The following is a 20,502-nucleotide window of genomic DNA, read 5'->3' on the forward strand; positions in this document are numbered from 1 at the left end:
ATATGGTAAGATAAAACAGGAACAGTGCAAGAGGAGGTAGAATCATGCTAGTATCGAAGAAAGAAATCGAAGTGCGCTATGCGGAAACCGATCAGATGGGCGTTGTGTATCATGCTAACTATTTAGTATGGATGGAAATAGGTCGAACGCAGTTTATTAGTGATTTAGGTTTTAGCTATGCACAAATGGAAAGAGACGGTGTGCTGTCGCCAGTTATTGATATACAGGCTTCATATAAAAAGCCGCTTCATTATGGCGAGACAGCTGTAGTACATACTTGGGTTGAGAACTATGACGGTCTACGCGTTGTGTACGGCTACGAAATTTTTAATTCAAATGAAGAACTTGCGTTAACAGGAACATCGTCACACGTATGTGTGAAAAAAGAAAACTTTAAGCCTATTTCGATTCGCCGTAATTATCCGGAATGGCATAAAGCCTATGAAGATGCCAAAAAGCAGGGTTAATCGCAAGAATAAAAAGCATCGATAAATCGATGCTTTTTTCTTACGCTTCGTAATGAAAGTCAGGTTCTTTTGTTTCTTCATTATAATTTACGGTCAAATCATGACCATCAAAGTACCAAAGGTCTTCATCTTCTACGAAGAATGTTAAACCGTCAACTTTTGTTTCAACGCCAACGTTTTTAGGAGAATCTGTGTTTACACCTAAAGAAAAACCTTTTTGAACGTTGCTGCATCCGCCGTAGCGAACAAAAAAGCGAATTGTTTCGTTTCCTTCTAGCATCATTTCATCTTTGTACCACGTAGCTGCTGCTTCTGTTACTGTTAATTTCATTAATTATGCTCCTTCCAATACTGCGGATACATTTATTATAGTAGAAAGGTAGATAAATTACCAATATATACGAATCCAGCTAGGAAGGAATGAGATAAAATAAAATAAAACGATTTAATATAGAGGTGAAGGCTTCATTTCTATATTAAATCGTTTCATTCTTTCATTTGAAATCATATTGTTTTCCAATGGTTTCCCAGCAGTGAACGCAGTAGCGGCTTCCTTCTAGCTGTGAATCCATTTTCTTATTTCGTTTGCAAATAGGGCATTTTTTCTTCACATCATTCACCTCCTTATTTTAGTATCAGTATAACTAATAAATAAGAAATGTATTCGCTTACAAAACGGTTATAAAAAAAGAAATAAGAGGAAGCTCCTCTTATTTCTTTTTACCTGACAAAAATGTGACTTTCGGTTCTGTTTTATTAAGAATTCGGGTAATGTTTGCGCGGTGTCTGTAAATGACAAAGGCTACAATTAAACCAATAATCATAATAAGCATGTAGTCTTGCTTAAATAGCGTGTAGATAAAGGTTAATACCCCTGTAACCATTGATGACAATGATACATACTTCGTTATGTATAAGCAGATAAAAAAACATAATAGTACGAAAGCAAATAAAAGAGGTTCATAACATAAAATCACTCCGGCGGACGTGGCAACAGCTTTCCCGCCTTTGAATTTCGCGAAAACAGGAAAAATATGACCAATGACAGCAAATAAACCAATAAAGAGAATGTTTTGATTCGTATCAAATAAAAGCGGTAAAGAAGCTGCTAGGGTTCCTTTTAGAATGTCTCCAAGCGTAACGATAATTCCGGCTTTTACGCCCAATGTACGAAATGAGTTGGTGCCGCCTAAATTGCCGCTTCCATGCTCTCGTATATCGATGCCGTATCCTAGTTTTCCAACAACTAGTCCAAAAGGAATAGAGCCCAAGATATAGGCAAGAATAGGTAATAAATAATTCATGTTTGAAAGCTCCTTTATTTCTATATCGTTTCTATTTTACCATGAGATACTTAAAAAAACATAGCTAGTTTTGGGTGAGAGACAATTATTTCAAAAAAAGAAGACGTTTACAAAAATAGAGAAAACGGGTACTATATGCAGGAAATCAACTGTAAATCGCGAATGTTGTTCAGTACATATTATATAGCTAAGAGAGGTAATAGACATGTCCATTAAAATTCCTTCCCGTCAAGAGCTTGGTAACATATTAAAAAAAAGCAAGCGCATTGCTGTAGTAGGTTTATCAGATAACCCTCATCGAACGTCTTATATGGTTTCAGAAGCCATGCAGCAGCAAGGTTACGAGATTATTCCGGTGAACCCGACAATCAACTCAGCGCTCGGCGTAAAAGCCGTATCTTCATTAAAAGAAATTGAAGGGCATATTGATATCGTTAATGTATTTCGTCGCTCTGAGCATTTGCTTGAAGTTGCAGAAGAGTTTTTAGAAGTAGATGCAGACGTATTTTGGGCACAATCTGGTTTAATTAATGAAGAAGCATATGACCTGCTCGCTAAAAAAGGGTATACTGTAGTTATGGATCGTTGTATAAAAGTTGAGCATGCTTTAACAAAGTAAGATCTATAAGCAGAACAACCAACCCATGCACACTGCTTGCATGGGTTTCACCATGCGTTGAAATAGTAAGAGCGTTTCCGCTACAATAGATGTTAGACAGCTAGCTTTATAATGCTTATAATCCATGAATACACAAGATATTGCTTTTATAATACGGAAATTTGTGCTAAAATCTTGTAAGTACGCAAAAATAGAAACATACGTTCTGTTGATGCGAAAACTATAAAATTAAAAGATAGGATACATGATCATTTATTCTTAGACACGAAGCGCAAACGTTTGTGTTTCATACATAATGTAGTAATGTTCGTTGTGATGAAAGGGGTAGTATGAATGGCTCGGAAACAACAATTTAATTATAATGAAGATGCAATTCAAGTACTAGAAGGATTAGATGCCGTTCGTAAACGTCCTGGTATGTATATTGGAAGTACGGATACACGAGGTCTGCATCATTTAGTATATGAAATCGTCGACAACTCTGTTGATGAAGCTCTAGCAGGCTACGGAGAAGAAATTATTGTAACTATTCACAAAGATAATTCAATTTCTGTACAAGATAAAGGTCGAGGTATGCCAACGGGCATGCATAAATTAGGAAAACCAACGCCTGAAGTTATTTTAACCATCTTGCATGCAGGAGGTAAATTCGGACAGGGCGGATATAAAACAAGCGGAGGCTTACACGGAGTAGGTGCATCTGTTGTAAATGCGCTGTCTGAATGGTTGACTGTAACCATTCATAGAGATGGATTTATTTATGAACAGCGTTTTGAAAATGGAGGAAAGCCGGTTACGACGCTAGAAAAAATAGGGAAAACGAAAAAAACGGGAACAACGATTCATTTCAAACCGGATGCCACGATCTTTTCAACAACTGTGTATAATTATGATACGCTTTGTGAACGGCTCCGCGAATCGGCTTTTCTGTTAAAAGGATTCAAAATAGAGTTAATCGATAAAAGACATGATCGTCACGATATCTTTCATTATGAAACAGGTATTCAAGCCTTTGTTTCATATTTAAATGAAGAAAAAGATTCACTTCATCCAGTCGTCTTTTTTGAAGGGATTCATCATAATATTGAAGTTGAATTTGCCTTTCAATTTAATGATGGTTATTCTGAAACCATTTTATCATTTGTTAATAATGTTCGTACCAAAGATGGTGGAACGCATGAGTCCGGTGCAAAAAGCGCTATGACGCGTGCATTTAATGAATACGCCCGTAAAGTAAGCCTGCTAAAAGAAAAAGACAAAAACTTAGAAGGAACGGATATACGAGAAGGCTTAGGAGCCATCGTTTCCGTTAGAATACCTGAAGAGTTGCTTCAGTTTGAAGGTCAAACAAAAGGAAAGTTAGGTACAAGTGAAGCTCGTTCGTCCGTAGATGCAGTTATTTCTGAAAAACTTGCCTATTTCTTAGAAGAAAACCCAGACGTAAGCTCTCTTCTTGTAAAAAAAGCAATCAAAGCTGCTCAAGCGCGTGAAGCAGCACGAAAGGCGAGAGAAGACGCAAGAAACGGGAAGAAACGGAAGCGTCAAGAAACCGTTCTAAGCGGGAAGTTAACGCCTGCGCAATCAAGAAATCCTCAGCGAAACGAACTGTACTTAGTCGAAGGGGATTCCGCCGGAGGTTCAGCAAAACAAGGAAGGGACCGCCGCTTTCAAGCTGTGCTGCCACTGCGAGGGAAGGTTATCAATACCGAAAAAGCCAAGCTTCAAGATATTTTTAAAAACGAAGAAATTAGTACAATCATCCACGCGATAGGCGGAGGAGTAGGAGCAGATTTCACCATTGATGATATTAACTACGATAAAATAGTCATCATGACCGATGCGGATACGGATGGCGCTCATATTCAAGTGCTTCTGCTAACGTTTTTCTACCGCTATATGAAACCGCTTGTGGAAGCAGGAAAAGTATTTATTGCTCTTCCACCGCTCTATAAAGTAAGCAAAGGGTCAGGTAAAAAAGAAGTGGTTGAATATTCATGGAGTGACGAAGAATTGCAAGGTGCTATCGATAAGGTAGGAAGAGGGTATATGATTCAACGCTATAAAGGTCTCGGTGAAATGAACGCAGATCAGCTTTGGGAAACAACAATGAACCCAGAGACGCGTACGCTGATTCGTGTCCGTATTGACGATGCTGCTCGCGCTGATCGTCGTGTGACCACTTTGATGGGCGATAAAGTAGAACCACGCAGAAAATGGATTGAAAGCAACGTAGCGTTTGGCTTAGAAGAAGATCCAAATATTTTAGATAATGAAAATGTATTAACGGTCGCAGAGGAGGACGTACAATGACACAAACAGAACGCTTTTTAGATTTACCTCTTGAGGATGTACTAGGCGACCGTTTTGGTCGATACAGTAAATATATTATTCAAGAGCGTGCACTGCCGGATGCAAGAGACGGGTTAAAACCCGTTCAGCGCCGTATTTTATATGCAATGCACGTAGATGGGAATACAGCAGAAAAAGGCTTTCGCAAGTCAGCCAAAACTGTAGGGAACGTAATTGGTAACTATCACCCTCATGGTGATTCATCTGTATATGATGCCATGGTTCGAATGAGTCAAGAATGGAAAGTTAGAAATGTATTGATCGAAATGCATGGAAACAACGGAAGTATTGATGGAGATCCCCCAGCAGCAATGCGTTATACAGAAGCTCGCCTTTCATCGATTGCTGCAGAACTTCTACGAGATATTGACAAACAAACGGTTGAGTTTGTGTCTAACTTCGATGATACAAGCAGCGAACCAACTGTGTTACCGGCTATGTTTCCTAACTTGCTAGTAAATGGATCCACGGGTATTTCAGCTGGTTATGCTACAGAACTTCCGCCTCATCATTTAGGTGAAGTAATTGACGCAACGATCATGCGAATTGATAAACCGACGTGTACAATTGAAGATTTGATGACGGCTATTCAAGGTCCTGATTTTCCTACGGGAGGAATCATTCAAGGGGTAGACGGGATTAAGAAAGCCTACGAGACAGGTAAAGGGAAAATTATTATTCGCGGAAAAACGGAAGTGGAGTCCATTCGCGGCGGAAAACAGCAAATTGTCATTACAGAAATTCCGTTTGAAGTAAACAAAGCCAACCTTGTTAAGAAAATGGATGAGCTTCGTTTAGATAAAAAAGTGGAAGGCATTGCTGAAGTTCGCGATGAAACGGATCGTACCGGTCTGCGCATCGTAGTAGAATTAAAAAAAGATGCAAATGCTCAAGGAGTACTTCACTATCTTTATAAAAATACGGATCTGCAAGTACCTTATAATTTTAACATGGTTGCTATTGCTAAAAAGCGACCAAAGCTTATGAGCTTGGCTAACATTCTTGATGCTTATATTGATCATCAAAGAGAAGTGGTAACAAATCGTTCTAAATACGAACTGCAAAAAGCACGTGAACGTGAACATATTGTAGCGGGATTGATTAAGGCACTGTCGATTTTAGATGAAGTTATTGCGACGATTAGAGCTTCTAAAGATAAGCGCGACGCTAAAAATAATTTAATTGCCAAATATGAATTTACAGAACCTCAAGCAGAGGCGATTGTATCGCTTCAATTATACCGTTTGACAAACACGGACATCACAGCTCTACAAGCGGAAGCTGAAGAGCTAGGTGCTAAAATTAACGAGTTAGAAGAAATCTTACATAGCGAGAAAAAACTTTTTAATGTAATCAAAAAAGAATTACGCCGTGTAAAAAAGCAATACAGTACAGAACGCCGCTCAAAAATTGAAGCGGAAATCGAAGAAATTAAGATTAATCTAGAAGTGATGGTTCCATCTGAAGAAGTGATGGTGACAGTCACAAAAGACGGATACGTAAAACGAACAAGTCTTCGTTCTTACGCCGCGTCTAACGGGCAAGACTTCGGTATGAAAGATACGGACCGAATTTTAGCAAAGTATGAAATTAATACAACCGAAACCCTTCTCATCTTCACAAACAAAGGGAATTATTTATATATGCCAGTGCACGAACTTCCGGATATCAGGTGGAAAGACATGGGGCAGCATATCATGAACATTGTTCCAATTGATAAAGAAGAGCAAATTGTACGGGCGATACCGGTGAAAGAATTTAAAGAAAATCAGTATCTGCTTTTCTTTACGAAAAATGGTATGGTCAAAAAATCAGAATTACTTCAATATAAAGCACAGCGCTACTCCAAAGCTTTTGTCGCCGTTAATTTAAAAGGCGATGATGAAGTAGTCGATGTATATCAAACTGATGGTAAAAAACAAGTGTTTATTGCCACTCGCTCTGGCTACGGACTGCGTTTCCGGGAAGAAGAAATAAATATTGTAGGAACTCGCGCTTCCGGTGTGAAAGGAATTAACTTAAAAGACGATGATTATGTTGTAAGCGGCGTTATCTTCGATGAAGATGAAGCTTTATCAACTGAATTATTTATCGCCACGCAGCGAGGAGCTGTGAAAAAGACAAAAATTACTGAGTTTGAAGAATCAGCACGAGCAAAACGAGGGCTAGTGATGGTCCGAGAACTAAAATCTAATCCGCATCAAATTGCAAAAGTAAAAGCAATCTCTAAAGAACATTACATGATAGTGGAATCATCTAAAGGTCAAATCGAGCAGGTTGATCCGTCTACAATGCGAGCTAGCGACCGATACAGCAACGGTTCATTCGTATTGGACCAAAGCGAAGCTGGCAATTTAGTTGATGTGTGGCTGGAAGAAAAATAACAAAAAAGTAGTAAAGTTTTTAACGCTTTACTACTTTTTTTGTCTAATATTTTTAAATTAAACTATGTTCTAAATAAACAATATAAAAACTTCCCTACTCCTTAACCCAAATAAACATCATACACCTCCTACACAAGCCTCTAAGAAACTTTTGAATGTTCCAATTGTCCTAAACATATATATAAAAGAACATCTAGGAGGTGTTATAGATGAACTATTTTATTCACGTAACTCCTAAGACTAAACTCTTTGTTCGGGATATTGGAATAGGGGAACCCGTTCTTTTCCTCCACGGGTGGCCTGTTAACGCTAAAATGTACGAATACCAATTTACAACGTTGCCGGCCCGCGGTATTCGATGTATCGCTCCTGATCTTCGCGGATTCGGAAAATCAGATGCGCCTTTCACCGGCTATTCTTATAATCAATTAGCGGATGATATTCGAATGTTAGTAGAAAGACTGGAGCTTAAAAATTATACGCTCATAGGCTTTTCTATGGGGGGAGCCATTGCCATTCGATATATGAGCAGACATTTAGGATATGGCGTGAAGAAGTTAATTTTATTAGGAGCAGCGGCTCCAAGCTTTATTCAAAAAACTGATTTTCCATATGGACTTCCTTCTGAAGAAGTAAATACAATTATTCAAAATACGTATAGAGATCGTCCTAACATGCTTGAAGAGTTTGGCAAAAAGTTTTTTAATCAGCCTATTAGCTCAGCTTTTAGAGGGTGGTTTCAAGATTTAGGTTTAGAGGCATCCGGTCATGGAACGATTAAAACTGCGGTGTCTTTACGAGACGAAGACTTGCGGGAGGATTTGAGTCAAATTTTCGCTGAGACATATATATTACACGGAAAAAAAGATCAAATTTGTCCATTTGATCTTGCAAAAGTTATGAATCGTCATATTTCATTTTCTACACTTCTTCCATTTGAAAATAGTGGACACGGTCTTTTTTATGATGAACGTGAGAAAGTAAATGACACTCTTATTGAACTCATCGCTAAAAGCTCAGCCTATAAGTAAGGATATACATTTAAAACCGAATTGGCAGCCAAATAAAAAAAGTAAAAAACCGGCACCTAACGTAATGAAGCGAAGAAGCTTAGGCGTGATAAATTTTCTTGTAAAATGAATGCTGCTGGCAATATTTAAATTCCAAAGAAGGATGCCAAAGATAATAAAGAAACTGTGAAAAAAGACAGATAGCCACGTTTGACTTTGGAGGCTTTCGCTTAAGCTTGACCCAAATACACCAAACCAAAACACAATATTTAAAGGGTTCATAAGAGCAATGAAGAAACCTGTAAAAAACGACTTATCTCTTTTAATAGAGGGTTTGTTTACATCTATTGAAAAGGAACGAGAAACAGCTTGTTTCATACTTTGAAAGCCAACAAATGTGAGCATGACAAAACCAGTTGCATACAGGGAAACAGTAACAGCCTGCATCTGAACAAAGGGCGTTAACCCTATTAAAATGAGGAGCATAAATAAAATATCGGCCGTCATGCCTCCTAAACCAATTAGCCAAGAAGCCCAAAATCCTCTTGTCAGCCCTTTTTTAATCATCTCTATATTAATTGGACCTACCGGTGCTGCGAGACTAATACCTAGAATTATTTGTTTTATAGCAATCAAACACCACTCCACAAACACAGCCTCCTTTCTAACTTGTCCAATAGTAGCTTATATATATATAGATTAGAGTTTTATAATTTAGAAGCGGCATTTAGTTAAAAGTGCTCATAAACTTTCTTTTCTTTAATACACATGTAACGTTGAGTTCCATAAGGAGGGTTTTAATGGCATCAAAAATGCTTTTTCGAGCCAATGAGATTTTAGAGTCAACGCATGTCCCGTTTTGGGGAAAAGATGCTTTTCAATATTTCCAAAGCGATATATTATCAGAAGAAAATCCATTTCCCTGTATATTAGGGGTAGAAGGCTTTAAAAAAGATTTACTGCGTTTTTCATTTGTGACTACTCCTTATAACTACCAAGATATTAGGAATGCAGCGTCGGCACTTAGAGAATACATAGATACGTTCAAGACCATAGGTCGCTATACATCTTTTGTGTTATTCTTTAAGCCTGAACATAAAGAACGATCAATGGAAGAGTACGAAACGATGTTTTGGGATACGCTGACGTTTCTTCATCAAATTGATCAAAAGAAATGGCCGCAAGACATTCCAAAAGATCCAAAAGATCCATTATGGGAATTTTGCTTTCACGGAGAACCTATTTTTGTCGTATGTAATACGCCTGCTCATTCTTTGCGTAAAAGCCGTAAGAGCAGAGGATTTATGATTACATTTCAGCCTCGGTGGGTCTTTGAAGGTATGACAGGAGATTCAAAAATAGGGCGGCACGTACAAAAGGTGGTCCGCGATCGGTTAAAAACATATGATGACGTATCAGCTCATCCTGAGTTAGGATGGTATGGACAGCAGGGAAACCGAGAGTGGAAGCAATATTTTTTACATGATGATAACAACTATACTACCGGACAGTGTCCGTTTAAATTAAAAAGGAGTGAGCAGCATGGACGTAAAAAAAGCCTCTATTAAAAAAGGAGTTGGCGGAAAGTTTGAAGAAGTAATTAAAGAACTGCTTCCGGCGTATACTGGATACGTTGAAGTACAGCACGATATTGCTTTTCAAACGCACCCATCTCATACGCATCCAACTGATGAAATTCTTCATATACTTGAAGGATCTATTTATTTTACAGTTGAACGTGATACGGTTCTATGTCAGGCAGGAGATCGGATACATTTACCGAAACAAACGGTTCATTCTTCAAAAGCCGGTCCTGATGGGTGCACATACGTTATTTCCATTTTAAAATAAAGACGAAAGAAGATGATGCTTATGCTACGTTCCCGGCCAGTGCTGCTGCTTATCGATGTACAAGAAGGATTTTATTCACCCGAGTGGGGGGAAAGAAACAATTTAGATGCAGAAAAACATATGCTGACGCTGCTGCAAGCATGGAGGCGCCAAGATTATCCTGTCATTCACGTACAGCATGCATCAGGAAATCCAAATTCTCCTTTACACCCAAGTTCGAAGGGGTTTCAGTTCAAAGAAGGATTTGGTCCACAAGAAGATGAATACTTAATTCGCAAACACGTGAACAGCTGCTTCATTGGAACAGAGCTAGACAGTTATTTAAAAGCAAATGGCTATGATACGCTTATCTTAATAGGACTAACTACTAATCACTGCGTCTCTACGACTGCTCGCATGGCTGGAAATCTAGGGTACAGGACGTACGTTGTAAACGATGCAACAGCTTGCTTTGATTGTATGTCCTACGATGGAAAAACAAGGCTTCCTGCAGAAGATGTACATACATTCGCATTGTCTTCTTTGCATGAGGAGTTTGCAACGGTCGTTTCTACAAAAGAGACACTTCAAGTTCTTCAAACCTTTCAATATGCTCAAAATCATAACTGATGTGCATGCGCACATCGGTTTTTTATGTAGATTATGTTTATTAAAAGAAGTAAAATAAAGATAATTCTATACTATAAGGAGTTTGTACATATGATCATTCGTTATGCTAAAGAAGAAGATTTACCTATGCTTGTTGAAATTTATAACCAGTCTGTTCAAACAAGTGCTGCTACTTTTGATTTAACGCCTGTAACAGTAGAGCAAAGAAGGACCTGGTTTGATAATCACATTAGCAATGAACTTTTTCCGCTTATTGTAGCGGAAAAAGATGGGGTAGTAGCGGGCTATGCTTCGCTTTCTTCTTATCGAGATAAAGAGGCGTACATTCAAACGGTAGAGCTATCGATTTATATTGATAAAAACCAGCAGGGACATGGCATTGGAAAACAGCTTATGAAGCGGATTTTGGAATTAGCTAAAGAACTCAACCATCACGTTGTCATTTCAGGGATTACAAAAGGGAATGATATCAGTGTCAAAATGCATGAGCAATTTAATTTTACATTTTGCGGAGAATTTAAAGAAGTAGGCTGGAAATTTGATCAGTGGCAAGATGTGCTTTTTTATCAGCTTATTTTATAAGATGTATGACACCTTTACACATTGTAACGTTTTAGTTTCGTGTGTAAAGGGTATTAACATAATAAGTCGTTTTATTATGTTAATACGAAAGGTGTTAGCTATCATGAATACACATTTTCAATATCAGCATCTAAGAGCTATTCCGAAAAGGTGGTCCAAAAAAGAGCTGCATATCCAGCTGAATAGAATCAAGCACAATTCTGAACTATCTACTATAGCAGCAGATCTGCTTTTTCATCTGTTAGAATGTACCCATTCGGGCCTTCAAACTAAACAAGAAATCATAGACTACATCCAAAGCATTCCTATTCATCAACTTCCATCTTTTGTAACCCATTTAAGCAGGTTAATTCAGCATATTTATTATATAGAAGCTGCTGATTACTGTAATCGTCCCCTCAAAGGTTATATGCTTGTTATGAAAAACCCGCCCGCCCATATATCTCTTTATTTTGCTGATCAGATCACATAAAAAAGCTCTCTATTCAAAAGAATAGAGAGCTTTTTTTATTCGTATTTTTTCACTGTTACTTGACATTCTTTTAACGGGATAAGTTTCGACTTTTTCGTCCATTTGTATCCTAACCAAACAATTAAGAATAAAGGAAGTCCGATATAGGAAACAAGTACACCGTACCAGTCAATCGAGTCACCCATAAACGCCGAATAGTTTTGGCCTAAAATAACAACGGCACATAAAATAAAGGCAAAGATAGGGCCAAACGGGAAAAGTTTTGCATGATATGGAAGTTCACTCAAATCATGACCTTGGGCAACAAATGCTCTTCTAAAACGATAGTGGCTGATTGCAATTCCTAACCAAGCAATAAAACCAGACATACCAGAAGCGTTAAGTAACCACGTGTATACCGCACCGTCTCCAAAAAATGAAGCACCAAATGCAAGTGTACCGACAAGTGCAGTTGCGATTAAAGCATTAACCGGAACGCCTCGTTTATTTACTTTTGCTAAGAACCTCGGTGCTTTTCCATCTTTCGCTAAGTTCCACAGCATACGCGTAGAAGCATACATACCTGAGTTACCAGCAGATAAAACGGCTGTTAAAATAACGGCATTGATAGCTGATGCTGCAAACGCCAGACCTGCTCGTTCGAATATTAGAGTAAACGGACTGACCCGCACATCATCACTTGCTAATGAATCCGCTGTGTATGGAATAAGCATCCCAATAACAAAAATAGCTAAAATATAAAATAACAAGATGCGCCAGAAGACTTGTTTAACTGCGCGAGGAACCGTTTTTTCCGGATCTTCACTTTCTCCAGCTGCGACTCCAAGCAACTCTGTTCCTTGGAATGAAAAACCAGCAGCCATAAAAATACCTAAGACAGTAAAGAATCCACCGTGAATGGGTCCATCACCAAGCGTGAAGTTTTTAAAACCGGGTGCTTCATTGTTAAAGATACCAAAAATCATCATAATACCAATAACTAAAAAGATGATAACCGTTACTACTTTAATTAATGAAAACCAAAATTCAGATTCGCCAAATCCTTTTACAGAAAGATAGTTAAGCCCAAACATAATTAATAAAAACAGGGCACTCCATAAAATAGAAGAAGAGTTTGGGAACCAAAATTTCATAATAAGGGCTCCAGCAGATAATTCAGCTGCAATCGTAATAGCCCAGTTATACCAATAGTTCCAGCCCAGAGCGAAACCAAAGGATGGATCTACAAACCGAGACGCATACGTACTAAACGAACCAGCTTCAGGCATATAAGCTGCGAGCTCCGCCAGGCTGGTCATCAAAAAGTAAACCATGACACCAATAATAGCGTAAGCTAAAAGCGCTCCCCCAGGTCCTGCTGTGTGAATTGCTCCACCACTTGCTAGGAATAAGCCGGTTCCGATGGCTCCTCCTAATGAAATCATCGTTAAGTGGCGAGATTTCAACCCACGTTTTAATTCTTGCTGCTCTTGCATAGATAAATACTCCTTTCGAATGTACGGAAAGAGACGGGATAACATAAAAAAAGCCCGCAGTATATGTGCGCGCTTTTAAATCTGAAAACCGCGTCAACCTTCCGTGAAGATAGCTCTTCACATCACTTGCATGATGTGACAGTTCTGTTCCTGTTCGGAGACAGCCCCAGCTTAAATCAACCGAGAAGTGATCTAAACTTCGGCAATTTTTCCTTTCAAGCAACATCCTCAATGTTCTCTGCATTTCTGTTGCTTTACTATTAAAAACTGCGACCTCTACCTCATCGATTAGGATGAGGGTTTTTTATATTCATTTGACATAAAAGAAGTATATCAAATACTAAAACGATTGTCATTATAAAAAATAGATTCAGAAAATAGAAACATCTTTGAAATCTCTCGAATCTATTTTGTTACATATGGTATAATAAATGTTGTCATAATACTACATAAATATCCGAACGTACCACAGGGGGAGCCGCCGTGCTGAGAGTGAACAAATTGTTCAGACCCTTCGAACCTGTTAGTTAACGCTAGCGTAGGAATGTGGGAATAGTAGCATATATTTGCTTACTCCTGTGTAAACCGTTTGATATGAATGATTCAAAAACAGGAGTGAGAAACGTGAATAAAGCATTACCCTTACAGGCTAAAATTGAAATAGCTATTTTTGCAGCATTAGCACTTCTACTTGATCTTTTGCCTTCCATTAAGATTGCAACGGCTGTGAGTATTTCGTTCTCCATGGTGCCCATTTTTATTATGTGCTTTCGCTGGGGAGTAAAAGGCGGGGCTCTATCTGGTCTATTATGGGGGCTGTTGCAGTTGGCAACAGGAACGGCTTATATTTTAACAGCGCTGCAAACGTTTATTGAATATATTGTGGCTTTTGCTTTTATAGGTTTTGGAGGTGTTTTTTCGCAATCTATTAAAACAAATTTAGCTAACAATAACAGATCAAAAGCTTTTGTTTTGATTGTTTTATCCCTTGTTATCGGCAGCTTCGCACGGTATTTCTGGCACTTTATTGCGGGTATTATTTTCTGGGGATCATACGCGCCAAAGGGCATGTCCGCTCTGTGGTATTCTTTCTCAATGAACGGGATTTCTATGATTGGGTCGTTGCTATCGTGTCTAATCATCCTTTCACTATTAATTCCATCCGCATCAAGAATGATTGTAACTAAATCACACTCATAATAAAAAAGACTAAATCTACCAAGATTTAGTCTTTTTTGTCATTTGTCACCTTTGTTTACACAAAAGTGTGTCAGGTTTGATAACATAGTTAGTGAAATATTCAAAAAACTGTTTTATGATAATCACCATATTCAAACGAGATAAGGGATTGATAGCATGCTACAGAAATGGATCACGAGCATAGGTTTAGATATTGGAACAAGCACAACAAAACTGATTGTAAGCAAGCTGCTAATAGCAAATCAACAAAATCAGTTTACGCTGCCAGGCTGTCAAATTATTGATCGTCGCGTAACGTATGCAAGTTCTATCTATACCACCCCTATGCTAAACGATATTGAAATCGATGTTCAAAGATTAACGGTACTACTAGAACAAGAGTATAAGAATGCAGGAATCTCCTTAGATCAAGTGGAGGCGGGCGCTGTGATCATTACAGGAGAAACGGCTAGAAAGCAAAATGCAGAAAGTATCGTTCACTATCTAGCCGAACATGCTGGGGATTTTGTTGTTGCAACAGCCGGCGCTGACTTGGAAGGAATATTAGCAGCAAAAGGATCAGGAGCAATCGAACGTTCTGCTGAAACAAATGCAGTAATTGCCAATATTGATGTAGGAGGAGGCACTGCTAACATCGCTTTATGTCAAAATGGAAAAGTGATAGAAACGTTTACACTGCATGTAGGCGGGAGATTAATCCGACTAAATGAAGACGGTCTTGTTACCTACGTTTCGTCTCATTTAACTGAATTTTTGAAAAATAATTCTTTAACACTGCGAGAAGGTGAAAAAGCAACATTTGAAAAGCTCTCGTCTATCTGTCAATTACTAGCTGAAGAAACCGTGAATTATGTAAAAGCGCTGAATCAAAATTCCTCGCTGCTCGTTTCTCCTCATACAAGATCTTCTATACATCCTGAAACGATCATGGTTTCAGGAGGAGTAGGAGCAATGATGGAGAAGCAAAAGCCAAAAACAGTGAAGGAAGTGGCCATACACAGAGACGTTGGTCCGCTTCTAGCATATCATTTTCAATCCATCCAAGTATCTCAAGCCGCTGAGACAACGCGCGCTACTGTCATTGGAGCTGGTATGCAAAATACAGAAGTTAGCGGATCAACCGTATACATTAAGTCTAAAAAACTGCCGCTGAAAAACATTCCGATTATAGAAATACCCGTACAGCCAGAGGAGGAGTGGAATCCGCAGCTGTTTCAAGAAAGAGCTCAAGCGTCATGTATGCAGGCTTCAACTATTTTCAGTGCAGAAGATCCTCCCGTTGCTATTGCTTTATCTCATTTTCCTTACTGCAGCTATAAGATGCTGCAAGAGTTAGCAAAAGTAATAAGCGCTGAATTTATTACTTGTTTTAAGAGAGCTAAGTGCCTCGTTGTTTTATGCGAGCAAGATATTGCAAAAGCCTTAGGACAAGCACTAGCTAAACAGAGAAAAGAGTTAGAAATTATTTGTTTAGATCAAATTGATTTTACACACGGAGATTACATCGATCTAGGGTTACCAGTAGCTGGAGAAGCAATCTCTGTTTCCGTTAAAACGCTCGCTTTTTCATCATAACCCACTAAATATACAAGGAGGAAACGATGTTTAAAACTACAAGATTATTAGGAGAAACATTTTCATTTTATAGCTTAAAAGAAATCATGGCCAAAGCAAACGAAGAACGTTCTGGAGATCAGCTAGCAGGAATTAGCGCCGAGTCAATGAAAGAACGAATGGCAGCCAAACAAGTTCTAGCTGATATCACACTTGCTGATATTCGAAACTACCCGCTGCTCAGCGCAGATGAAGACAACGTCTCGGCGTTAATCGAAAGTCAGATTGATTCATCTGTTTACGATGTGATCAAAAATTGGACAGTAGGAGATTTAAGAGAATACATTTTATCCGATCAGCATACCGGAGAAGACCTTCTTGCGCTTAGCAAAGGATTAAGCAGCGAAATGATTGCGGCAGCTACTAAAATTATGTCCAATTTAGATTTAATTCAAGGAGCAGCCAAAATAGAAGTGCAAACTACTTGTCAAACGACTATCGGCCAAAAAGGCGTATTGGCTTCAAGAGCCCAGCCTAATCATCCTTCAGATAACTTAAAAGGAATGAGAGCATCTCTCTACGAAGCGTTAAGCTATGGAATTGGGGATGCGGTTATTGGAATTAACCCCGTTATTGACACAACGGATAATATCTACGCGCTTTTAAATGAAACAAAAAATATAATCAATGAATGGTCCATCCCTACTCAAAACTGTGTGTTATCACATGTAACAAGTCAGATGAGAGCAATCGAAAAAGGAGCATCCGCGGACTTGATTTTTCAAAGTTTAGCAGGAACAGAAGCCGGTAATGACTCATTTGGGATTTCACTGTCTATGCTCGATGAAGCAACAGCGTTAATTCATGAAAAAGGTACAGCAAAAGGTCCGAACCGCTGGTATTTTGAAACAGGACAAGGTTCTGAACTGTCAGCAGAAGCTCACTATAATATTGATCAAGTAACGCTCGAAGCTAGATGCTACGGCTTAGCTCGTCACTACAAGCCTTTCTTAGTTAACACGGTTGTTGGATTTATTGGACCTGAATATTTATATAACAGCAAACAAGTCCTACGAGCTGGGCTAGAAGATCACTTTATGGGCAAAATGCACGGCTTGCCTATGGGAGTAGACGTATGTTACACCAATCACATGGATGCTGATCAAAATGACATGGATAATTTAAGTATGCTTCTAGGAACAGCTGGAGTGAACTTTGTCATAGGAGTGCCCATGGCTGATGACTGCATGCTAAACTACCAGTCTCTTAGTTATCATGACATCGCAACGGTACGTAATGTGTTAGACCGTACCCCAACGCCGTTATTTCAAAAGTGGCTTGAAGATCAGCGTATTATGGAAAACGGACGCTTTACATCTAGAGCCGGAGACCCAACTATTTTTATGAATTTGATTTAAGGAAGGTGCTTACTATGATACCAAAGTCAAATCGCGATCCGCTTGAAACACTTAAACAATTTACCCCTGCCCGCATAGGTGTCGGCCGTACAGGAACAAGGCCGCTAACAAAAGACGTTTTATCTTTTCGCACGGATCATGCTGCAGCCGTGGATTCTGTATATGGAGCAGTTTCAGAAGATATTTTAGCTGAGTTTAACCTTTTCACTGTGAATACACGCGTGAAGTCAAAAGAACATTATTTAAAACGGCCGGATCAAGGAAGGTTATTAGCAGATAACGCTAAGAAAGAAATTTTTAAAAACTGCGTGCAGCAGCCTGATGTACAAGTAGTAGTCTCAGATGGACTGAGTGCCAAGGCAATCGAAGAAAACATAAGCGACGTGTATCCAGCTTTAATTGACTCCCTGCAGTCATATGGGCTTTGTATCGGGACTTCATTTTTTGTAAAAGGGGGACGGGTTGCATGCATGGATGAAATTGGCGAGATCATAAAGCCAAAAGCACTTGTGCTATTGATTGGAGAGCGACCTGGACTGGTCAGTGCTGAATCAATGAGTGCTTACATGTGCTATGAACCTAGCAAAGGCAAAAAAGAGTCTGATCGTATGGTTATTTCTAATATTCATAAAAGAGGGACGCCTCCTATTGAGGCAGCCGCACATATCGGTACCATGATTGACAAAATGATCAAGCAGCAAACAAGCGGTGTACATCTTATTGTTTAAACATCAAAAGGAGGAGAACGTATGGCGTTACAAAAACAATTAAAACCTATTCATTTATGGGCTATTTCAGTGGGCATGGTTATTTCAGGACAATACTTTGGGTGGAATTACGGGTTTGAACAAGGCGGGATTATTGGGCTTGCAATCGCAACCTTAATTGTAACCGTGTTTTACACAACGTTTATGTTCAGTTATGCAGAGCTTTCAACATCTATCCCGCAAGCCGGCGGACCTTCAGCTTATGCAAGAAGAGCACTTGGACCTTTTGGGGGATATATCGCAGGAATTGCCTGCTTGCTTGAATTTATTTTTGCTCCCCCTGCTATTGCAGTGTCAACAGGAGCATACCTACACTTCCTTATTCCAGCCGTTAACCCTGTATACGCAACGGTAGGTGCCTTTATTTTCTTTGTTTTATTAAATTTAATCGGGGTAAAAGAAGTAGCGGTGATTGAGCTTACAGCTACCATTGTTGCACTAATTGGTTTATCTATTTTTTATGTAGCTGGTTTGCCTCATGTACAAACATCGAATATTTTTAATGATCATTCATTTATTAACGGGCCAACAGGGGTACTAGCAGCTATTCCATTCGCTGTTTGGTTTTATCTAGCAATAGAAGGAGGAGCAATGGCAGCGGAAGAAGTGGAAAATCCTAAGAAAAACATTCCTAAAGGATTTATTGGAGCGATTATTACTCTAGCAACCGCAACGTTATTTACACTATTTGTAACAGCAGGACTTGGCGAAGGAAGCGGGAAGCTAGCCGATTATCCACTTCCACAGGCACTGTCTTCTGTATACGGAAACGGCATTTCAACCGTTGTTGCTATTATCGGCCTATTCGGTTTGATTGCTAGCTTAAACGGAATCATCATGGGATTTTCAAGACAAACCTATGCGCTTGCACGAGATGGGTACTTCCCTAAATTTCTTGCTAAAACGAATAAAAAAGGAGTTCCTGTCGGCGGTTTGTTGATTCCGGGAGCAATCGGCGTGATTTGTGCAGGATCTGCAACATTTGCCAATGCACTTATTATCTTATCCGTGTTCGGAGCAATGATGATGTACTGCATCAGTTTAGTTTCTCTTTTTATTTTACGCAAAAAAGAACCTAACTTGTCTCGTCCTTTTAAAGTAAACTACCCGGTCGTGCCAAGCATTGCCTTAGTATTAGGGATTCTGTGCTTGTACAGCATCATAAAATACAGTGTTCTTACAACAAATTTAATGCTGTTTGGCGTTTCTCTACCTTTAATTTATGTGATTCTTGGAATTTTCCTTCTTTCAATTATTTACTATGTCTTTTATGGCTCTAGACAGCTCAAAAAAGAAGCAGCCAATTCATATCGAGAAGCATCCATTAAATAGGAGGAAAAACGGCTCGCTGTAAAGGCAAGCCGTTTTTCTTGTAAAATTAAAGGGTTGAGCGTTTTTTTGTAGAATGATATACTAGGTCTGTTTGCTGGAAGAATATACATACATTTATATTAGATAAAGAAGGGGCAATTATGATGAACAAACGTAATACAATCATTATCACGGTTGTTTCATCTATTCTGTTATCAGCCTGTCAGCAAGAAGAAACATTAAAAGACGGAAATACAATGATAGTAGAAAAAGATGCAAAAAAAGTACTAAACCAACCAAAAACACAGGTAGAAAGCATTCAATCAATTGATTTAAATAAAGAAGCAATGAGCGGGAAATTTATTACAGCCTGGATGACTGATTACTTTTCAGCGTTTGGAAAAGCAGTGGATCAAAACTCCTTTGATGATTTAAAAGCTTTTTTGAAAGCGGACAGTTCTTTTTATAAAGAGCAGAACCTTCTTGTTGAAAATTTCACACGCCAAGGCATCGAGCAGAAGAAGCAAACGTTTCATATTGTCAATTGGTATGAAGAACCTAACCATGTGTTCAAAATACAAACCCACGAGGAAAGCTTATTAAAGCAGCCGGGTAAAGATCCTTACACTAAAATTTGTGACCGCCTTTATACAGCCGTTTATCAAAACGATACGTTAAAGTTATCGAGTGTAGAACCATTTGACTTTTCATCTAAACCAAATGCAAGCACTGAAACTCCCACTACACAAACAACAGATTTACACGACTACGATGGAAAATGGACCACTGGCAATGATAACGGATCTCCTATCATTCAATTTCTTGCTACATCCAACTCGGAAGCAACGATTAAAATAAATTCGTACCAGCCACCTAGCAAAATCCGCGTGTCAACCGTTGAACAAAAAAATATTCGCTTTGAAAATAACCAAGCAGCCATTAAATATGAAAATGATGGACAAGGAAATAAAGGAACAATTGTCATTACGCTCAAAGAAAATTCCATCTCATTACTTGCTAAAACAGATCAAAATAAAAAGGCAAAGTGGGGAATTCCAAGCGGTGATTACGTGCTCGATACGTTTGAGAATTAAAGATCATTTTAAAAACAGACTAAATTCGGCATTGAG

The 20,502-nt window shown here is 38.8% G+C and carries 20 protein-coding genes and 2 riboswitches; of the genes, 16 read left to right on the plus strand and 4 right to left on the minus strand.

From position 1 onward, the window contains the following. Positions 1-44: 44 nt before the first annotated feature. Positions 45-467 (plus strand): acyl-CoA thioesterase, encoded by a 423-nt coding sequence (locus tag LAV82_RS17225; protein WP_028408348.1) that lies wholly within the window; start codon positions 45-47, stop codon positions 465-467. 40 nt (positions 468-507) lie between these two features. Here the strand turns inward: LAV82_RS17225 and LAV82_RS17230 are convergent, their stop codons facing one another. Both LAV82_RS17230 and plsY read right to left on the minus strand, forming a co-directional pair. After that, a complete protein-coding gene (locus LAV82_RS17230) occupies positions 508-798 on the minus strand; it encodes a HesB/YadR/YfhF family protein (protein ID WP_013057245.1) in 291 nt (96 codons plus the stop codon). 379 nt (positions 799-1,177) lie between these two features. Further along, complete coding sequence (gene plsY / locus LAV82_RS17235) at positions 1,178-1,771, minus strand: glycerol-3-phosphate 1-O-acyltransferase PlsY (RefSeq protein WP_013057243.1); 594 nt, start codon at positions 1,769-1,771, stop codon at positions 1,178-1,180. Between the two features lie 205 nt (positions 1,772-1,976). Between plsY and LAV82_RS17240 the strand changes: the two genes are divergently transcribed. The 4 genes from LAV82_RS17240 (at position 1,977) to LAV82_RS17255 (ending at position 8,154) form a co-directional block, all read left to right on the plus strand. Next, entirely contained in the window at positions 1,977-2,390 is a 414-nt protein-coding gene (locus LAV82_RS17240; RefSeq protein WP_499716559.1) for a CoA-binding protein, read from the plus strand. 333 nt (positions 2,391-2,723) lie between these two features. Continuing rightward, positions 2,724-4,700, plus strand: a complete 1,977-nt coding sequence (gene parE / locus LAV82_RS17245; RefSeq protein WP_013057241.1) for a DNA topoisomerase IV subunit B — start codon at positions 2,724-2,726, stop codon at positions 4,698-4,700. Further along, positions 4,697-7,123 (plus strand): DNA topoisomerase IV subunit A, encoded by a 2,427-nt coding sequence (parC, locus tag LAV82_RS17250; RefSeq protein WP_499716560.1) that lies wholly within the window; start codon positions 4,697-4,699, stop codon positions 7,121-7,123. The genes parE and parC overlap by 4 nt, the downstream gene beginning before the upstream one ends. A 209-nt stretch (positions 7,124-7,332) precedes the next feature. Further along, complete coding sequence (locus tag LAV82_RS17255; RefSeq protein ID WP_499716561.1) at positions 7,333-8,154, plus strand: alpha/beta fold hydrolase; 822 nt, start codon at positions 7,333-7,335, stop codon at positions 8,152-8,154. On the opposite strand, the gene LAV82_RS17260 is transcribed toward LAV82_RS17255, so the two are convergent. After that, entirely contained in the window at positions 8,140-8,781 is a 642-nt protein-coding gene (locus LAV82_RS17260) for a LysE family transporter (protein ID WP_211078956.1), read from the minus strand. The genes LAV82_RS17255 and LAV82_RS17260 overlap by 15 nt on opposite strands. A gap of 152 nt (positions 8,782-8,933) precedes the next feature. Between LAV82_RS17260 and LAV82_RS17265 the strand changes: the two genes are divergently transcribed. From LAV82_RS17265 to LAV82_RS17285, 5 genes are all read left to right on the plus strand, one after another. Further along, positions 8,934-9,701 carry a YqcI/YcgG family protein gene (locus LAV82_RS17265; RefSeq protein ID WP_029322023.1) on the plus strand — a complete coding sequence of 256 codons (768 nt, stop codon included), beginning with the start codon at positions 8,934-8,936 and terminating at the stop codon, positions 9,699-9,701. Continuing rightward, positions 9,676-9,984, plus strand: coding sequence for a cupin domain-containing protein (locus LAV82_RS17270; RefSeq protein ID WP_013057236.1), 309 nt, complete (start codon positions 9,676-9,678; stop codon positions 9,982-9,984). The genes LAV82_RS17265 and LAV82_RS17270 overlap by 26 nt, the downstream gene beginning before the upstream one ends. A gap of 21 nt (positions 9,985-10,005) precedes the next feature. After that, the gene (locus LAV82_RS17275) at positions 10,006-10,593 is read left to right on the plus strand and encodes a cysteine hydrolase family protein (RefSeq protein ID WP_013057235.1); all 588 of its coding nucleotides are present in this window, start codon (positions 10,006-10,008) and stop codon (positions 10,591-10,593) included. 90 nt (positions 10,594-10,683) lie between these two features. Beyond that, a complete protein-coding gene (locus LAV82_RS17280) occupies positions 10,684-11,175 on the plus strand; it encodes a GNAT family N-acetyltransferase (protein WP_211078958.1) in 492 nt (163 codons plus the stop codon). Between the two features lie 103 nt (positions 11,176-11,278). After that, positions 11,279-11,647, plus strand: coding sequence for a hypothetical protein (locus LAV82_RS17285; RefSeq protein ID WP_499716562.1), 369 nt, complete (start codon positions 11,279-11,281; stop codon positions 11,645-11,647). 35 nt (positions 11,648-11,682) lie between these two features. On the opposite strand, the gene LAV82_RS17290 is transcribed toward LAV82_RS17285, so the two are convergent. Continuing rightward, positions 11,683-13,122, minus strand: a complete 1,440-nt coding sequence (locus tag LAV82_RS17290; protein WP_013057233.1) for an amino acid permease — start codon at positions 13,120-13,122, stop codon at positions 11,683-11,685. Between the two features lie 102 nt (positions 13,123-13,224). Continuing rightward, a riboswitch (Lysine riboswitch) is annotated at positions 13,225-13,409 on the minus strand. A 174-nt stretch (positions 13,410-13,583) separates the two neighbouring features. Then, positions 13,584-13,684: riboswitch (TPP riboswitch) on the plus strand. 32 nt (positions 13,685-13,716) lie between these two features. On the opposite strand from LAV82_RS17290, the gene thiT reads away from it, so the two are divergent. From thiT to LAV82_RS17320, 6 genes are all read left to right on the plus strand, one after another. Continuing rightward, positions 13,717-14,322: an energy-coupled thiamine transporter ThiT gene (thiT, locus tag LAV82_RS17295; RefSeq protein ID WP_057274123.1), complete on the plus strand. Its 606-nt coding sequence runs from the start codon at positions 13,717-13,719 to the stop codon at positions 14,320-14,322. Positions 14,323-14,478: 156 nt separating this feature from the next. Beyond that, positions 14,479-15,897, plus strand: a complete 1,419-nt coding sequence (locus tag LAV82_RS17300; protein WP_499716563.1) for an ethanolamine ammonia-lyase reactivating factor EutA — start codon at positions 14,479-14,481, stop codon at positions 15,895-15,897. Between the two features lie 26 nt (positions 15,898-15,923). Continuing rightward, a complete protein-coding gene (locus LAV82_RS17305) occupies positions 15,924-17,294 on the plus strand; it encodes an ethanolamine ammonia-lyase subunit EutB (RefSeq protein ID WP_098449372.1) in 1,371 nt (456 codons plus the stop codon). Positions 17,295-17,308: 14 nt separating this feature from the next. Next, positions 17,309-18,022: an ethanolamine ammonia-lyase subunit EutC gene (eutC, locus tag LAV82_RS17310; RefSeq protein ID WP_013057229.1), complete on the plus strand. Its 714-nt coding sequence runs from the start codon at positions 17,309-17,311 to the stop codon at positions 18,020-18,022. Between the two features lie 21 nt (positions 18,023-18,043). Further along, complete coding sequence (gene eat / locus LAV82_RS17315; protein WP_057273257.1) at positions 18,044-19,393, plus strand: ethanolamine permease; 1,350 nt, start codon at positions 18,044-18,046, stop codon at positions 19,391-19,393. 143 nt (positions 19,394-19,536) lie between these two features. Then, entirely contained in the window at positions 19,537-20,466 is a 930-nt protein-coding gene (locus LAV82_RS17320; RefSeq protein ID WP_499716564.1) for a TcaA NTF2-like domain-containing protein, read from the plus strand. The last annotated feature ends 36 nt before the right edge of the window (positions 20,467-20,502 follow it).

The organism is Bacillus sp. ILBB4 (genome assembly GCF_035064545.1).
Taxonomy (GTDB): Bacteria; Bacillota; Bacilli; order Bacillales; family Bacillaceae_H; genus Priestia.

What these genes read in the sequence shown, in the direction of transcription:
- LAV82_RS17225 (WP_028408348.1), top strand. Translation starts at nt 45, where the DNA reads ATGCTAGTATCGAAGAAAGAAATCGAAGTGCGCTATGCGGAAACCGAT.
- LAV82_RS17230 (WP_013057245.1), bottom strand. Translation starts at nt 798, where the DNA reads ATGAAATTAACAGTAACAGAAGCAGCAGCTACGTGGTACAAAGATGAA.
- plsY (WP_013057243.1), bottom strand. Translation starts at nt 1,771, where the DNA reads ATGAATTATTTATTACCTATTCTTGCCTATATCTTGGGCTCTATTCCT.
- LAV82_RS17240 (WP_499716559.1), top strand. Translation starts at nt 1,977, where the DNA reads ATGTCCATTAAAATTCCTTCCCGTCAAGAGCTTGGTAACATATTAAAA.
- parE (WP_013057241.1), top strand. Translation starts at nt 2,724, where the DNA reads ATGGCTCGGAAACAACAATTTAATTATAATGAAGATGCAATTCAAGTA.
- parC (WP_499716560.1), top strand. Translation starts at nt 4,697, where the DNA reads ATGACACAAACAGAACGCTTTTTAGATTTACCTCTTGAGGATGTACTA.
- LAV82_RS17255 (WP_499716561.1), top strand. Translation starts at nt 7,333, where the DNA reads ATGAACTATTTTATTCACGTAACTCCTAAGACTAAACTCTTTGTTCGG.
- LAV82_RS17265 (WP_029322023.1), top strand. Translation starts at nt 8,934, where the DNA reads ATGGCATCAAAAATGCTTTTTCGAGCCAATGAGATTTTAGAGTCAACG.
- LAV82_RS17270 (WP_013057236.1), top strand. Translation starts at nt 9,676, where the DNA reads ATGGACGTAAAAAAAGCCTCTATTAAAAAAGGAGTTGGCGGAAAGTTT.
- LAV82_RS17275 (WP_013057235.1), top strand. Translation starts at nt 10,006, where the DNA reads ATGCTACGTTCCCGGCCAGTGCTGCTGCTTATCGATGTACAAGAAGGA.
- LAV82_RS17280 (WP_211078958.1), top strand. Translation starts at nt 10,684, where the DNA reads ATGATCATTCGTTATGCTAAAGAAGAAGATTTACCTATGCTTGTTGAA.
- LAV82_RS17285 (WP_499716562.1), top strand. Translation starts at nt 11,279, where the DNA reads ATGAATACACATTTTCAATATCAGCATCTAAGAGCTATTCCGAAAAGG.
- LAV82_RS17290 (WP_013057233.1), bottom strand. Translation starts at nt 13,122, where the DNA reads ATGCAAGAGCAGCAAGAATTAAAACGTGGGTTGAAATCTCGCCACTTA.
- thiT (WP_057274123.1), top strand. Translation starts at nt 13,717, where the DNA reads ATGAATGATTCAAAAACAGGAGTGAGAAACGTGAATAAAGCATTACCC.
- LAV82_RS17300 (WP_499716563.1), top strand. Translation starts at nt 14,479, where the DNA reads ATGCTACAGAAATGGATCACGAGCATAGGTTTAGATATTGGAACAAGC.
- LAV82_RS17305 (WP_098449372.1), top strand. Translation starts at nt 15,924, where the DNA reads ATGTTTAAAACTACAAGATTATTAGGAGAAACATTTTCATTTTATAGC.
- eutC (WP_013057229.1), top strand. Translation starts at nt 17,309, where the DNA reads ATGATACCAAAGTCAAATCGCGATCCGCTTGAAACACTTAAACAATTT.
- eat (WP_057273257.1), top strand. Translation starts at nt 18,044, where the DNA reads ATGGCGTTACAAAAACAATTAAAACCTATTCATTTATGGGCTATTTCA.
- LAV82_RS17320 (WP_499716564.1), top strand. Translation starts at nt 19,537, where the DNA reads ATGAACAAACGTAATACAATCATTATCACGGTTGTTTCATCTATTCTG.